This is a genomic window from Pseudomonas trivialis, assembly GCF_001439805.1.
Lineage (GTDB): Bacteria > Pseudomonadota > Gammaproteobacteria > Pseudomonadales > Pseudomonadaceae > Aquipseudomonas > Aquipseudomonas trivialis.
In genome coordinates, this window is record NZ_JYLK01000025.1 from 30,676 (window position 1) to 45,824 (window position 15,149).

The window sequence follows — 15,149 nt, forward strand, 5'->3', positions numbered from 1 at the left end:
TCCCTGTGGGAGCACGCCCCCTCCCACACTGGGCCTATTGCATTGGAAGCATGCCGTTTGTAGGAATCGGGAAACTTTCCGACAAAAATCACAGTCATCCAACCACGCACTCTCTCCTACGGACCCAACCATGGCGGCGATTCATATCGGCATATCCGGCTGGCGCTATACGCCCTGGCGCGGGGACTTTTATCCCGAGGGGCTGACCCAGAAACGCGAGTTGCAGTTTGCGTCACGGGCCGTCAACAGCATCGAAATCAACGGCTCGTTCTACGCACTGCAAACGCCCAAGCGCTACGCCGAGTGGTACGCCGATACACCCGAGGGTTTCATGTTCAGCGTCAAGGCGCCGCGCTATATCACGCACATTCTGCGGCTCAAGGATGTGCATGCGCCGCTGGCGAATTTCTTTGCATCCGGCGTGCTGGAATTGAAGGAGAAACTGGGGCCGATCCTGTGGCAATTCCCGCCCAGCTTTAAATTCGATGCGGCGCTGTTCGAAGCCTTTTTGCAGCAACTGCCCGGCGATACGCAACAGGCCGCCGCCCTCGCCCGCCAGCATGAGCCCCGCCTGAACGGCAAGGCGAGCATGCAGGCCCATGGCAAAAGAGCCCTGCGTCACGCCGTGGAAATTCGTCATAAAAGCTTCGCCGTGCCGGCGTTCGTAAAGATGCTCGAACAATATGGCGTCGCGCTGGTGGTGGCCGATACCGCCGGCAAGTGGCCGTATATCGAAGACGTCACCGCCCCCTTCATGTACCTGCGCCTGCACGGCGACAAACAACTGTACGCCAGCGGCTACACCCCTGAAGCCCTCGAACGCTGGGGCGACCGCATTGAGCGGTGGGCCCATGGCAAACAACCGGAGGATGCACACTTGGTCGACCCGCAGCATAAACCCCGCGCCCGCAAGCAGCGCGATGTGTTCTGTTTCTTTGACAATGACATCAAGGTGCGCGCGCCTTTCGACGCACGTCAGTTGCTGCAGCGTTTCGGCCTGGACCAGCATCTGGCCACCGCGCCCGGACAGCTGCCTGAACCCGGGGTGCTGGCATGACCCATCCAGAACCCATTCCGGTGGTTGCGCCAGACATCGCCGTGGCTCGTCTCACCGTGCTCACGGTGAATATCCACAAGGGCTTCACTGCCTTGAACCGGCGTTTCATCCTGCCCGAGCTGCGCGAAGCGGTGCGCAGTGTCGGCGCCGACATGGTGTTTTTGCAGGAAATCCACGGCACCCACGAGCAGCACCCCCAACGCTACAGCGACTGGCCGAACATGCCGCAGTACGAATTCCTCGCCGACAGCATCTGGCCGCAATTCGCCTATGGCCGCAACGCGGTTTACCCCCATGGCGACCATGGCAATGCGCTGCTGTCGAAATTCCAGATCATGCACTACGAGAACCTCGACATTTCCCAGAGCGGCCACGAAAACCGTGGCCTGCTGCATTGCGTGTTGCGCCTGCCCGGCAGCGGCCAGGAAGTGCATGCGATCTGCATGCACCTGGGCCTGCGCGAAGTGCATCGCCAGCAGCAACTGCGCCTGCTCGAACAACGCATCAGCGAGATTCCCGCCGACGCGCCGCTGGTGGTCGCCGGTGATTTCAATGACTGGCGCCAGCGTGCCGACCTCAGCCAGAGCGGCCTGCAGGAAGTGTTCATGCAGGCCACGGGCAAACACGCGCGCACCTTTCCTGCACGCTTGCCGTTGCTGGCGCTGGACCGCATCTACGTGCGCAACGTGACGGTGCATAACCCGCGCGTGCTGAATACCCGGCCCTGGTCCCATCTGTCAGACCATGTGCCGCTGTCGGTGGAGATTGAGCTATGAATATTGCGGTGGAGCATATCGCGACCGATCAGCCGCCGGATGAGGCCAAGGCCCGCGACCTGGATTACGGCTGGCAGAGCGGCAACCAGGTGGAGTTGCTGGAGAACGGCGAGGCGTACTTCCCCAGGGTCTTCGATGCCATGCGCGCGGCGCAGCGGGAGATCCTGCTGGAGACGTTTATTCTGTTCGAAGACAAGGTCGGCCATGAGCTGCAAGGCATTCTGATCGAGGCGGCCCAACGTGGCGTAAAAGTGGTGGTCAGCCTGGATGGCTTCGGCTGTGGCGAGCTGAGCGCGGCGTTTCTTGCAGCACTGGCGGACGCGGGGGTGATGGTGCAGATGTTCGACCCGGCGTCCAAGACCCTGGGCATTCGCACCAACTGGTTTCGCCGCCTGCACCGCAAGATTGTGGTGGTGGACGCCGAGGTCGCGTTTATTGGCGGGATCAATTTTTCGGCCGACCACCTGGGCGACTTCGGCCCCGAGGCCAAGCAGGATTATTCGGTGCAGGTGACCGGCCCGGCGGTGGCCGATCTGCATCACTTTGCCCTGGCGCAAAGCGGTCGTCAGGTGCGCACGCGGCGTGGTTGGCGTCGTCGCCAACAAAGACCGTCGCCATGGGCCACCGACAGCGGTGAGGGCTTGGTTCGCCTGATCTATCGCGACAACCTGCAGCATCGCGACGACATCGAAGAAGCGTATATCTACGCCCTGAGCAAGGCGAAAAAACGCGCGGTGATCGCCAACGCGTATTTCTTCCCCGGTTACCGTTTGCTGCGCGAAATTCGCAATGCGGCACGGCGCGGCGTGCAGGTGCAGTTGATCATGCAGGGCCAGCCCGATGTGCTGCTGGCCAAACTGGCGGCGCGCATGCTCTACGACTACCTGCTCAAGGACGGCGTGGTGATCCACGAATACTGCCAACGCCCGCTGCACGGCAAGGTGGCGCTGGTGGACGACGACTGGAGCACGGTGGGGTCGAGCAACCTCGACCCGTTGAGCCTGGCGCTGAACCTGGAGGCCAACGTGCTGATTCGCGACCGCGCGTTCAATCAGCAGCTGTACGACAGCCTGGAAACCCTCAGCAAGAACCACTGCCAGGTCATCCCGCCAAAGCACAAGCCGCGCCTGTGGCTGTGGCGCTTGACCGTCGGCTTCTTGGTGTTCCATGTAATGCGCCACTTCCCGGCGCTGACCGGCTGGCTGCCGGCGCACAAACCCCGCTTGAAACCTTTCGAGAGCCAGGCCCATGACTGAGAACACCGGCTCACGCTTCAAGCGCTGGAAGAAGCCGCTGACCATCGCCTTCTTCCTGCTGCTGATTGTGCTGTTCACGATGCTCGCGCGACGGATCGACTGGAGCGAAGTGATCCAGACCCTGGGCGATTTCAAATTGCGCACGCTGCTGATCGCAGCCGGGCTGACCCTGTGCAGTTTCCTGGTGTACGCGTGCTTCGACCTGATTGGCCGCACCTACATCGGCCAGCCATTGCGCTGGAAGCAGATCTTGCCGGTGGGTTTTATCAGTTACGCGTTCAACCTGAACCTGAGTGCGTGGGTGGGTGGGATCGCCATGCGATATCGGCTTTATTCGCGGCTGGGGGTGAGCACCGGCAATATCGCCAAGATCCTCGGGCTGAGCCTGGCGACCAACTGGTTCGGCTACATGGCCCTGGCCGGGGTGGTGTTCAGCAGCGGGCTGGTGACCATGCCGCCGGGGTGGAAGGTCAGCACGGCGGCTTTGCAGGGGATTGGCGCGCTGCTGGTACTGGCCAGCCTGGGCTACCTGGCGGCCTGCCAGTTTTCGAAAAAACGCGCGTGGTCGATTCGCGGTATCGAGATCAACTTGCCCTCATTGCGCATGGCGTGCCTGCAATTGGCGCTGGGCGCGTTGAACTGGTCGCTGATGGCGGCGGTGATCTTCACCCTGCTGCCCGCCAAGCTGGATTACCCGCTGGTGCTGGGGGTGTTGCTGATCAGCGCGATTGCCGGGGTGGTGACCCATATCCCGGCCGGGCTTGGGGTGCTCGAAGCGGTATTTATCGGGCTGTTGCAGCATGAAGTGTCGCGGGGCAGTTTGCTGGCGGGGCTGATTGCCTATCGGGCGATTTATTTTATTTGCCCGTTGCTGATTGCGTTGGTGATGTACCTGGGGGTGGAGGCAAAGGCCAAGGCGTTGCGGGTGAAGAAGACACCGGCTTGATTATTGAGTGATTGATATACCGCTATCGGGAGCAAGCCCCCTCCCACACGTTGAATGCATGCCAAATGTGAGAGGGGGCTTGCTCCCGATGGCGGTTATCGAGCCTGGATGATGCTCAACCGTTCACCCACGACCATCTCGGTGATCCAATCCACCAGGATCGAGGTGTACGCCTGCTGAGACACCGGGTCGCTCAACGAATGGTCGGCGCCATCGATGATGCGGTGCGTCAGGGAATGGGTCTGCTGGCACGCCGCGCGGTAACTCATGATGGTGGCATGGGGCACGTGGTCGTCGGTTTCCGACTCGACGATCAGCACATCGCCCGTAAATGCCGAACAGGCGTGCAAGGCGCGGTTGGTATCGGCCCGCACCAGGGTGCTGCGGTAATCCATCAGGTCCATCTTGTCCAGATCACGCTTGGGTTTGAGCCATTCTTCATCGCGATACAGCGCTGGCACGCGCAACGCCAGCCAGCGCACCGGGCGCAATGAGGTGAGGATCGCCGCCAGGTAGCCGCCATAGCTGGTGCCCACCACCGCCACAGCCGAGGTGTCGATGGCCGGGTGGGCAAGCAGGCGATCGTAGGCCGCCAGCAGGTCGCGCAGGTTGTCTTCGCGGGTGACGCGGGCCAGCGGAATGCCTGCGCCGGCGTGGCCGCGCAGATCGAAGGTCAGGCACACACAGCCCAGGCCTGCGATGCCTTTGGCGCGTTCCAGGTCGCGTTCCTGACTGCCGCCCCAGCCATGCACGAACAGTACGCCGGGGACTTTGGATTTGGGACTGAGAAATGTCCCGCTCATGTGTTCGTCGTCTATCTCGATTGCAATGCTTTCACTTCTAGCCGTCATAAGATTTAACCGTTACGTACTTGAGAAGAAAGTCGCTGTTTTCAGCCGGGCCGCGATACACCTCAATGGCCTCTGCCGGGAGTGATTGGTCCTCGTAGGTTTCCACCGATGACACGCGAATGGCCTGCAGGCTCGGTTGGTTGATGAAGCTTTGCAGCGCCGCGACTTCCGCGCTGCTGGCCCCGCCCATGCGCCACGACTGTTCGAGCACGCCACTGCGGCGTTGACCGTCGCTGTCCAGGCCCTGGGCGATGTCGTAGTTGCGTCGCGAAGCATAGAAACCAGGGTAGGCCTCATCGGCGGCGCTGTCGAAAACCTGGGCCTGTTCGATGGCCTCGCGCACGTCGATGGGCAGGCCGAGGGCGAGCAGGTCGTCGTAGTCGCCGGGCACCACGATCAGGTCGGAGCCGCCGTACACCTCGTCACCGTTTGCGTCGTGCGTGAGATATTGCTCGCCGCAGTAGCTGAATACATGGTCGCCGATAAAGCTCTGGCCCACGCTATGGGTGATCACCTCGTGCAGGTCCTGTTCAAGCACCGCGCCATCGCTGAATAGCTGCTCCGCGCCGTCGCGTTTGAGCAGCGCGTCAAATTCATCCAGGCTGCGAATGACCTGCTGGCCGCGTCCGGCGCAGGCGTGCACCGGTTTCAAGCGGATCGGCCCGCTGTAGAGCAGGCGTTCGGCGGCGGCGCGGGCGTCTTGCACGGCGAATACACTGAGGCCATCGAGCACAACGGGCCTGACAAGCTCGCAGAACAACGGCGACCAACCCTGCGGCGCGGTTGCATCGGGCCCGAGCAGGCCATGGCTGATGGCTTTGGTGCAGATGAAGTCGTGCTCGACATAGCCACCCCACAGGTCTTCGGGGCCATGGATATTGAGCGCGCGGGCCTGGCCCGCCCCCACCAGCGTCTGCGTGGGGAGCACGTACAGGTCGCGCCCGGCATGGGCCTGCGGATCGTAACTGCCGCCGAACTTGAGGCCCAGTATCTGCGCCAGCCAACGGGCCAGTGCAAGGTTGGTTTCCACTTCGTGCTGCGGCGCGCCTACTCGTGTGGAGTGAGCGACCACCAGTTTATTGCGTTGAGTCGCGCTCATGCGGCCCCCTTGCTTCCTGCAGGTATGTAAGCAGGAGGTTGCAGGGATCAGGCCAAGACGCCGTTGAGGCGCCGGGTTTTAAAATCAATCAGTTGCCGAATGCGCGATAGCATTTGGCCTGTTTTATTTTGCACGACGCCCCGTGCAGGCCGTGGTGTTCTGCACGACTCACCGCGACACGGGGTGCGCTAATCCGGTGGGCACAGGGTCAGGGGGCCAGCTAAGATAACCGGCTGCTCAACTCATCACGAGGCAATACCCATGGCCAAGCAAGCGCTCATCCTGATCGATATCCAGAACGACTACTTCCCCCAGGGCAAATGGCCGCTCGCCGACGTGGAAGCGGCGGCGGACAAGGCAGCGCAGGTGCTGCAGGCGTTTCGTCAGGCGGGGGACGCCGTGATTCATGTGCGCCATGAGTTCACTGCCGAGGATGCGCCCTTTTTCACCCCAGGCTCGGAAGGCGCGCAATTGCACGCCAAGGCTCTCAATGAGGGCAGCGAGCCGGTAGTGCTCAAACATTTCGTGAATGCGTTTCGCGAAACCCATCTTCGCGCCCTGCTGGAGCAACGCAGCATCACCGACGTAGTGGTGGTCGGCAGCATGAGCCATATGTGCATCGACGCGGTGGTACGCGCGGCGGCGGACCTGGGCTACAAGGTCACGGTGATACACGATGCCTGCGCCACGCGGGATCTTGAATTCAATGGCAAGGTCATTCCGGCGGCGCAGGTGCATGACGCATACATGGCGGCGCTGGCGTTCGGTTATGCGAGCGTGGTGTCGGCGGATGAGTACCTGAAGGCGCAGACGGCGGCCGTGTGACCGCCCTGTGAAGCATCAGCGAGTCGCAATGATGAACAGGCGCGGAAATGGCAACAACACGGTGCCGTCACTCAGGGCCGGGTACGCCTGGGAAATCCGCGTGTGGTATTCCCGCAGGAACGCGGCCTTTTCGTCATCGCTCAACGGCGCGAGAAACGGCCGCAACGCCGACCCCTTGAACCATTCCACCACCGCCGCGTGGTCGGCCAGCGGATGCAGGTAGGTGGTGCGCCACACATCCACGGTGCTGCAATGCTGGCTCAGCCACTCGTAGTAGTCGCTCGCGGTGTGACGTGGATTGTGCCTGACCGCGCCGATCTTGGCCGACCATGGCCCCTGTGCCGCCACGTCGCGGGCCAGTTGGTGGGCAGGCTCGGCGAGGTTATCCGGCGTTTGCACCGCCAGCGTGCCGCCCGGCGTCAGGTGACTGACCAGATGCGGGTAGAGCCTGGCGTGGTCGGGCAGCCATTGCAGCGAAGCGTTGGCGAGAATCACATCGAACTGCCGTGCCGGGTTCCAGACGCCGATATCCGCCAGTTCGAAGTCAAGGGCGGGCAGACGCTGGCGCGCGTCGAGCAACATGTCCTCGGAGCTGTCCATGCCGATGACTTGTGCCTGTGGATAGCGCTCGGCCAATACCTGCGTTGAGTTACCGGGGCCGCAGCCCAGGTCGACGGCGGTGTGCACGGCGCGATTGGGGATGGCCGCGACCAGGTCGCGCACGGGTCGGGTACGTTGTTGCTCGAACAGCGTGTATTGCTTGGCAGACCAGGTCATCGCGGTGTCCTTTCTTTATCCAATAAAAAACCCCGGTCAGTCTGCCAGAACTGCCGGGGTGATTGTCGGGTGGATGACCTGCCCTACAGTTTGAAGCGCGAAACCACGGTACGCAGCTCCCCCGCCAGCAACGACAGCTCCTGCGCCGTCGCAGCGTTGTCTTCGATACCTTCCATCAACGTGATACTGCCGTTGCGAATTTCGGTCACGTTGCGGTTGATGTCTTCGGACACGGCGTGTTGCTGCACCGCCGCGCTGGCGATCTGAGTGTTCATGCCGACGATCTGATCAACGCCATCATTGATTGCATCCAGGCTGGTCGAGGCTTGTTGAGCGGACTCGAGACAGGCCTGCGCGCGCAATTTGCCTGACTTCATCTGCTCCACGGCCGAGGATGTCGCCAGTTGCAGCGCCTGGATAATGGTGCGGATTTCTTCGGTTGAGTTCTGCGTGCGCGAGGCGAGCGTTCGGACCTCGTCCGCCACCACCGCAAAGCCACGGCCCTGCTCGCCGGCACGGGCAGCCTCGATGGCCGCGTTCAACGCCAGCAGATTGGTTTGATCGGCGATGTTGCGGATCACTTCAATGACCCCGCCGATCTGCTGGCTGTGCTGGGCCAGCGCGGAGACTTTCTGCGCACTGCGTTCCACTTCTTCGGCCAGGGCTTCGATGGTGGCGCGGGTTTCCTGCATCTTCGCAAGGCCTGCGATCGAGGACTGACTGGCATGCTCCGCCGCATGGGCGGCGCCCTCGGTGTTCTGCGCCACATCGGCAACGCTGGCGGTCATCTCATTGATGGCCGTGGCGACTTGCTCGGTTTCGCTTTGCTGCACATTCATCGAGCGTTTAGCCAGATCGATGGACACTCCCATGCGCGTGGCCGCCTCGGACACCGATTGCGAACTGCGCTCAACCTGCGCCAGCGATACGCTGAAGGCCTGCACCATCGCGTTCAGGGCGTTGCCCACGTCGGCCATTTCGTCGTTGCCGCGTACCGGAATGCGCGTGCTCAGGTCGCCCTGGGCAATCAGTTGCGTGGCGCTCAACACATCGTTGAGGGTGCGACGCATGGCGCTGTAGATGCCGCTGAAGGCGTACACCAGCAACAGGCCAAGCCCGGCCAGCATGCCGAGGATGAGCAGGCGCTCTGCGCCTTTTTCCTGGACACGGCGTTCCAGCGTCTTCAGCAGTGCGTCTTGCAGCGCGTCCTGTGCCTTGTACAACTCGGCGACAACCGCGTTGCCCTTGGCCGGCAGATTTTGCACGCCGCTGATGGTGTCGGTGGTGGAGCCGATCACCAGGTCAAGATCGGCGCGAAAACCATCCAGGCTTGCGAAGGCGCTGGTGATGGGTGCCTGAATGCTGTCGGCCAGGGCCGGTTCGCGACGACGCAGAAGGTCAAGGCTCTGCTGGAGTTCCTTATGGATCATCAACTCGTTTTTTAGCATCGCCCTGATCACCCCGCGCGCGCCCGCGCTCAACACTTGCCCGTCATGCAGCCCACTGGCCAGACCGCGTAGTTGGCCGACGATATTGATCTGACGCGGCAGCCGCAGGGTGCTCTGATCGATCATGAAGAGCGAGGCGTAGTCTTCATCGAGCACCATGCCCGAGGTGGCCGATACGTAGTAGACGAAATTCAAGGTTTCGGTGAGCTGGTCATTCCATTCGTCGAACACTGCGCTCTGATTGGCGTCGCCCTTGGCCAGTTCAATCAAGCGCTGCGCCCCGGCACGCAGACGCTGCACACGGTCACCGGTTTCGAGCTGGGCGTTGAACTGTCGGTCGGTAGCGGCCAGCTTCGAAAAAGCGTCTTCCAGCTTTGCCTGGTTGGCGGAAAGATCGGTCTGAGCGCTCTTGTCACCGCTGAGCAGACGGTTGGTGAGTGCACGTTGCAACATCGACAGGCGCATCACGGGGGTCACGTCCAACAGATAGCGTTGACCCTCTTGTTCGGAGCGAATGACGTCGAGGCTGTCGTTGATCTGGTGGACGACACGCGTGCCAAGCAGCACCAGAGGAATCAGCACGATGATTGCCAGCACGCCGAATTTGGTGGGAAAGCGTAAGCGGCTGGCCAGGTGTACGGCAGGAGCAAGGATATTCATTCAGTTCTCACAGCCCGAATTGGGACAGTTTGTGGATAGTTTTTTGGTGAGAATTGTCCGTCTTCTCTCAAATGCCTGGCTCTGTCTGGCACATTTGGCTAATCACGCGTCGCATGTAACGAATCGTTTCATACACGGTGTCGGCGTTGAGATTGAGAACTTTAAGATAAGTTGTACACTTTATTATTTTTGTACAGCTTTGGAGCACTTCACGCGTAGCGATGTCGTGTTGATATCACTGCCGGTGTGACGACTGGAGAGCTGGATGGGGCGAGCGTTGCGACTGTTTATTAGCCGCCCATGAAAAACGCCCCTGGGATTTTTCAATCCGCAGGGGCGTTGGTGATCAGCCTGAGCGCTGGGTGGTAGCGCGGGTGTTGGTCAGAACGGAATATCGTCATCAAAGCTGTCGAAATCCGGAGCCGGCTGTGGCGCGGCCTGTTGGGGCGCTGGACGCGACTCACGCTGTGGCTGCTGGCTTGGCTGTGGACGCGACTGTTGGGGGCGCGGTGCCGAGTTGGACATGCCGCCCTGGCCCTGTTGGTCGCCCTGTGGACGGCCGCCCAGCAGTTGCATGGTGCCTTGCATGTCGACCACGATTTCGGTGGTGTAACGCTTGATACCGTCCTTTTCCCACTCGCGGGTCTGCAGTTTGCCTTCGATGTAGACCTGCGAACCCTTGCGCAGGTATTCACCGGCGATCTCGGCGACCTTGCCGAACATCGACACGCGGTGCCATTCGGTTTTCTCGACCTTCTGACCGGTCTGCTTGTCGGTCCACTGTTCGCTGGTCGCCAGACTCAGGTTGGTCACGGCGTTACCGTTAGGCAGGTAGCGAACTTCGGGATCCTGGCCGCATGTACCGACCAATATGACTTTGTTAACCCCACGGGCCATAACGTTCTCCTAGGCTGGGCGCGCTGTCGGCACTGGGTTGACCAGTTGCTCGAGCGTCGCGCGATCCAATAATTCGGTGTCCAATTTAATGTAAATGGCCGCCTCTTCAGCGACCACTACTGCATCCGTTACTCCAACGACGGCCTTCAGGCGCTCTGCCAGACCGGCTTCGCGCATCGCCTCGGGCGACAGCGGTAAACGCAGGCTGGTGACGTAGGGAGGTTCGCGCATGGTAACAGCAAAGGCCAGCCAAAGTGCAGCCAGCCCGGCGCATCCGAGGAACACAACCGACAGACCGCCATGCTGAAACATCCAGCCACCCATGATGCCGCCCAACGCCGAGCCGAGGAACTGGCTGGTGGAATACACCCCCATTGCCGTGCCCTTGCCACCGGCCGGTGAAACCTTGCTGATCAGCGAAGGCAATGACGCCTCCAGCAGGTTGAACGCGGTGAAGAACACCACCGTGCCGCTCACCAGCGCCCGCAGGCTGTCGCCGAACTGCCAGAAGAATAGTTCAGTGAGCATCAATGTCGCGACGGCGCCGAGCAAAACTCGTTTCATTTTGCGTTTCTTCTCGCCATAGATAATGAACGGGATCATGGCGAAGAATGAAATCAACAACGCGGTGAGGTAGACCCACCAGTGCTGCTCCTTGGGCAGGCCGGCTTTTTCCACCAGCGCCAGGGGCAAGGCGACAAAGCTGCACATCAGCATGGCGTGCAACACGAAGATACCTAAATCCAGGCGCAGCAGGTCCGGATGCTTGAGCGTCGGCAGCAGTGCCTTGCGCGCCACACCGGACTCACGGTGCTGCAAGGTGCCGGTAGAGCGCGGCACCATGAACGCGACGATGACAATGCCGATCAGCGCCATGCCACCGGTGGCCAGGAACAGCCCATGCAGGCCGAACGCGCGGGTCAGCAGCGGGCCGACCACCATGGCCACGGCGAACGACAGCCCGATGGTCATACCGATCATGGCCATGGCCTTGGTGCGATGTTGTTCGCGGGTCAGGTCCGAGAGCAGCGCCATGACCGCCGCGGAAATCGCGCCGGCGCCCTGCAGGATGCGCCCGGCGATCACGCCCCAGATCGAATCGGCCTGGGCCGCGAGCACGCTGCCGAGCGCGAAGACGATCAGGCCGAGGTAGATCACGGGACGACGGCCGATGCGGTCGGAGATGATCCCGAACGGAATCTGAAAAATGGCCTGGGTCAGACCATAGGCGCCAATCGCCAGGCCGATGAGTGCGGGGGTCGCTCCTGCGAGATCCATTCCATAGGTCGCCAGCACCGGCAACACCATAAACATGCCAAGCATACGGAAGGCGAACACCAGGGCCAGACCGCTTGCCGCTCGGGTCTCGCCGCTACTCATGCGGTCGCTGTGGGGATCGTGCATGGAAAAACCTCGTGTGAACCGGCGGCGATTCTACCAGTCCCATCGATTGAGAGGGTATATGCGGCGCTTTGCCGCGCAGCTTTCATGCAAGGCTGCAAGCGGCCTTTTGACAGTGTATATTCATCCAGTCTTTAGCCGTATACTCCGGCATTATTTACGCCCGCCGTGCGAGGCCATCTTGGACAAGATCCTGATTCGTGGGGCTAGAACCCACAACCTGAAGAACATTGACCTGACCCTGCCCCGGGACAAACTGATCGTCATCACCGGCCTGTCCGGCTCGGGCAAATCGTCCCTGGCGTTCGATACGCTGTACGCCGAAGGCCAGCGTCGTTACGTGGAATCGCTGTCGGCCTATGCCCGCCAGTTCCTGTCAATGATGGAAAAACCCGACGTCGACACCATTGAAGGCTTGTCGCCGGCGATTTCCATCGAACAGAAATCGACCTCCCACAACCCGCGCTCCACCGTGGGCACCATCACCGAAATCTACGACTACCTGCGACTGCTGTACGCGCGCGTGGGTATTCCCCGCTGCCCGGATCACGACATTCCGCTGGAAGCTCAAACCGTCAGCCAGATGGTCGACCTGGTGCTGGCCCTGCCGGAAGGCGCCAAGCTGATGCTGCTGGCGCCGGTGATTCGCGAGCGCAAGGGTGAGCACCTTTCCGTGTTCGAAGAGCTGCGTGCCCAAGGTTTCGTGCGCGCGCGGATCAACGGCAAGCTCTATGAGCTGGACGAAGCGCCGAAGCTCGACAAGCAGAAAAAGCACTCCATCGATGTGGTGGTCGACCGCTTCAAGGTGCGCGCCGACCTGCAGCAGCGCCTGGCAGAGTCTTTCGAGACCGCACTGAAGCTGGCGGACGGTATCGCCCTGGTGGCGCCGATGGACGACGAGCCGGGCGAAGAGATCATCTTCTCCGCGCGTTTCGCCTGCCCGGTCTGCGGCCATGCCATCAGCGAGCTGGAACCCAAGCTGTTTTCCTTCAACAACCCGGCCGGCGCCTGCCCAACCTGTGACGGCCTGGGGGTGAAGCAATTCTTCGACATCAAGCGTCTGGTCAATGGAGAACTGACGCTGGCCGAGGGGGCGATACGCGGCTGGGACCGGCGCAACGTCTATTACTTCCAGATGCTTGGCTCGTTGGCATCCCACTATAAGTTCAGCCTGGAAGTGCCGTTCAACCAATTGCCGGCGGAGCAGCAGAAGGTGATCCTCACCGGCAGCGGTTCGCAGAACGTTGATTTCAAATACCTCAACGACCGAGGCGATATCGTCAAGCGCTCGCACCCGTTCGAGGGCATCGTACCGAACCTGGAACGTCGCTACCGTGAGACCGAGTCGGCGAGCGTGCGTGAAGAACTGGCGAAGTTCCTCAGCACTCAGCCGTGCCCGGATTGCCGTGGCACTCGCCTGCGTCGCGAAGCGCGGCATGTATGGGTGGGTGAAAAGACCTTGCCGGCGGTGACCGGCCTGCCGATCGGTGATGCCTGCGAATACTTTGGCGGACTCAAGCTGACCGGCCGCCGTGGAGAAATTGCCGACAAGATCCTCAAGGAAATTCGCGAGCGTCTGCAGTTTCTGGTCAATGTGGGGCTCGATTACCTGTCGCTGGATCGCAGCGCCGATACGCTGTCGGGCGGTGAGGCACAGCGGATTCGCCTGGCCAGTCAGATTGGCGCAGGCCTGGTCGGCGTGCTGTACATCCTTGATGAGCCATCCATTGGCTTGCACCAGCGCGACAACGACCGTCTGCTGGGCACGTTGAAACACCTGCGCGATATCGGCAATACGGTGATCGTGGTCGAGCACGATGAAGACGCGATTCGTCTGGCGGACTATGTGGTCGATATCGGCCCGGGGGCCGGCGTGCATGGCGGGCACATTGTCGCCGAAGGCACACCTGCCGAAGTCATGGCTCACCCGGACTCGCTGACCGGCAAGTACCTGTCTGGCCGCGTGAAGATCCAGGTACCGGCCAAGCGTACGCCGCGTAACAAGAAGATGGCGCTGCACCTCAAGGGCGCGCGTGGTAACAACCTGCGCAATGTCGACCTGGAAATCCCGCTGGGCCTGCTCACCTGCGTTACCGGCGTGTCCGGCTCGGGCAAGTCCACGCTGATCAACAACACGCTGTTTCCGTTAAGCGCGACCGCCCTGAATGGCGCGACCACGCTGGAAGCCGCAGCGCACGACAGCATCAAGGGCCTGGAGCATCTGGACAAGGTGGTCGATATCGACCAAAGCCCGATTGGCCGTACGCCGCGCTCCAATCCAGCCACCTATACCGGATTGTTTACGCCGATTCGCGAATTGTTCGCCGGCGTGCCGGAATCCCGTTCTCGGGGCTATGGGCCTGGGCGCTTCTCGTTTAACGTCAAGGGCGGTCGCTGCGAGGCTTGCCAGGGCGATGGTTTGATCAAGGTCGAGATGCACTTCCTGCCGGACATTTACGTGCCGTGCGATGTGTGCAAGAGCAAGCGCTATAACCGCGAAACCCTTGAGGTGAAGTACAAGGGCAAGAATATCCACGAAACCCTGGAAATGACGATCGAAGAAGCGCGGGAGTTCTTCGACGCGGTTCCAGCGCTGGCGCGCAAGCTGCAGACGCTGATGGATGTGGGTTTGTCGTATATCAAGCTGGGCCAGTCGGCGACTACGCTGTCCGGTGGTGAGGCGCAACGGGTGAAGCTGTCTCGTGAGCTGTCCAAGCGCGACACGGGTAAAACCCTGTATATCCTCGATGAGCCGACCACAGGCCTGCACTTTGCGGATATCCAGCAGTTACTGGATGTGTTGCACCGCTTGCGCGATCACGGCAACACGGTGGTGGTGATCGAGCATAACCTTGATGTGATCAAGACCGCAGACTGGCTGGTGGACCTGGGGCCGGAAGGCGGCTCCAAGGGTGGTCAGATCATTGCGGTGGGTACGCCGGAGCAAGTCTCCGAGATGCCTCAATCACACACCGGTTACTACTTGAAGCCACTGCTGGCGCGCGACCGGGCCTGATAGACAGGCCAATAAAAAGGTTCATCACGGATTACCGGGAAAGACGCTCTTGATCTTCATGAAAAAGAATTCGCTATCCCGGTAACCGTACGCCATCCGCTTGATGACCTTTATTCGATTGTTTATGCCTTCCAACTGCC

Annotated in this window: 13 protein-coding genes; 6 read left to right on the forward strand and 7 right to left on the reverse strand. The window is 61.2% G+C overall.

Annotated features, from left to right (window positions below):
* The first annotated feature begins 130 nt into the window (after nt 1-130).
* Genes TU79_RS24015 through TU79_RS24030 form a run of 4 tightly spaced genes read left to right on the forward strand, consistent with a single transcriptional unit; the run spans nt 131 to nt 4,035 of the window.
* A complete protein-coding gene (locus TU79_RS24015) occupies nt 131-1,057 on the forward strand; it encodes a DUF72 domain-containing protein (RefSeq protein ID WP_057010320.1) in 927 nt (308 codons plus the stop codon).
* Nucleotides 1,054-1,833 (forward strand): endonuclease/exonuclease/phosphatase family protein, encoded by a 780-nt coding sequence (locus TU79_RS24020; RefSeq protein ID WP_057010321.1) that lies wholly within the window; start codon nt 1,054-1,056, stop codon nt 1,831-1,833. Before TU79_RS24015 ends, TU79_RS24020 begins: the two co-directional genes overlap by 4 nt.
* Nucleotides 1,830-3,089: a cardiolipin synthase ClsB gene (clsB, locus tag TU79_RS24025; RefSeq protein WP_057010322.1), complete on the forward strand. Its 1,260-nt coding sequence runs from the start codon at nt 1,830-1,832 to the stop codon at nt 3,087-3,089. Before TU79_RS24020 ends, clsB begins: the two co-directional genes overlap by 4 nt.
* Complete coding sequence (locus tag TU79_RS24030; protein WP_057010323.1) at nt 3,082-4,035, forward strand: lysylphosphatidylglycerol synthase domain-containing protein; 954 nt, start codon at nt 3,082-3,084, stop codon at nt 4,033-4,035. Before clsB ends, TU79_RS24030 begins: the two co-directional genes overlap by 8 nt.
* Before the next feature lie 95 nt (nt 4,036-4,130).
* Here TU79_RS24030 and TU79_RS24035 read toward each other — a convergent pair whose 3' ends face one another.
* Both TU79_RS24035 and TU79_RS24040 read right to left on the reverse strand, forming a co-directional pair.
* Complete coding sequence (locus TU79_RS24035; protein WP_057010324.1) at nt 4,131-4,886, reverse strand: alpha/beta hydrolase family protein; 756 nt, start codon at nt 4,884-4,886, stop codon at nt 4,131-4,133.
* Nucleotides 4,876-5,985: a DUF3182 family protein gene (locus TU79_RS24040; protein WP_057010325.1), complete on the reverse strand. Its 1,110-nt coding sequence runs from the start codon at nt 5,983-5,985 to the stop codon at nt 4,876-4,878. The genes TU79_RS24035 and TU79_RS24040 overlap by 11 nt, the downstream gene beginning before the upstream one ends.
* A 261-nt stretch (nt 5,986-6,246) precedes the next feature.
* Here TU79_RS24040 and TU79_RS24045 point away from each other — a divergent pair, with 261 nt between their 5' ends.
* Nucleotides 6,247-6,810 carry a cysteine hydrolase family protein gene (locus tag TU79_RS24045; protein ID WP_057010326.1) on the forward strand — a complete coding sequence of 188 codons (564 nt, stop codon included), beginning with the start codon at nt 6,247-6,249 and terminating at the stop codon, nt 6,808-6,810.
* A gap of 15 nt (nt 6,811-6,825) precedes the next feature.
* Here the strand turns inward: TU79_RS24045 and tam are convergent, their stop codons facing one another.
* The 4 genes from tam to TU79_RS24065 form a co-directional block, all read right to left on the reverse strand.
* On the reverse strand, nt 6,826-7,587 hold the full coding sequence (gene tam / locus TU79_RS24050; RefSeq protein ID WP_057010327.1) for a trans-aconitate 2-methyltransferase: 762 nt from the start codon (nt 7,585-7,587) through the stop codon (nt 6,826-6,828).
* 83 nt (nt 7,588-7,670) lie between these two features.
* Nucleotides 7,671-9,695: a methyl-accepting chemotaxis protein gene (locus TU79_RS24055; protein ID WP_057010328.1), complete on the reverse strand. Its 2,025-nt coding sequence runs from the start codon at nt 9,693-9,695 to the stop codon at nt 7,671-7,673.
* Between the two features lie 381 nt (nt 9,696-10,076).
* Nucleotides 10,077-10,592 (reverse strand): single-stranded DNA-binding protein, encoded by a 516-nt coding sequence (locus TU79_RS24060; RefSeq protein WP_003232445.1) that lies wholly within the window; start codon nt 10,590-10,592, stop codon nt 10,077-10,079.
* A 9-nt stretch (nt 10,593-10,601) separates the two neighbouring features.
* The gene (locus tag TU79_RS24065; RefSeq protein ID WP_057010329.1) at nt 10,602-11,996 is read right to left on the reverse strand and encodes an MFS transporter; all 1,395 of its coding nucleotides are present in this window, start codon (nt 11,994-11,996) and stop codon (nt 10,602-10,604) included.
* A gap of 178 nt (nt 11,997-12,174) precedes the next feature.
* Between TU79_RS24065 and uvrA the strand changes: the two genes are divergently transcribed.
* Nucleotides 12,175-15,009, forward strand: a complete 2,835-nt coding sequence (gene uvrA, locus TU79_RS24070; RefSeq protein WP_057010330.1) for an excinuclease ABC subunit UvrA — start codon at nt 12,175-12,177, stop codon at nt 15,007-15,009.
* A gap of 24 nt (nt 15,010-15,033) precedes the next feature.
* On the opposite strand, the gene TU79_RS24075 is transcribed toward uvrA, so the two are convergent.
* Nucleotides 15,034-15,149, reverse strand: a 116-nt coding sequence (locus TU79_RS24075) for a transposase (protein WP_143497295.1), incomplete at its 5' end; no start/stop codon positions are given.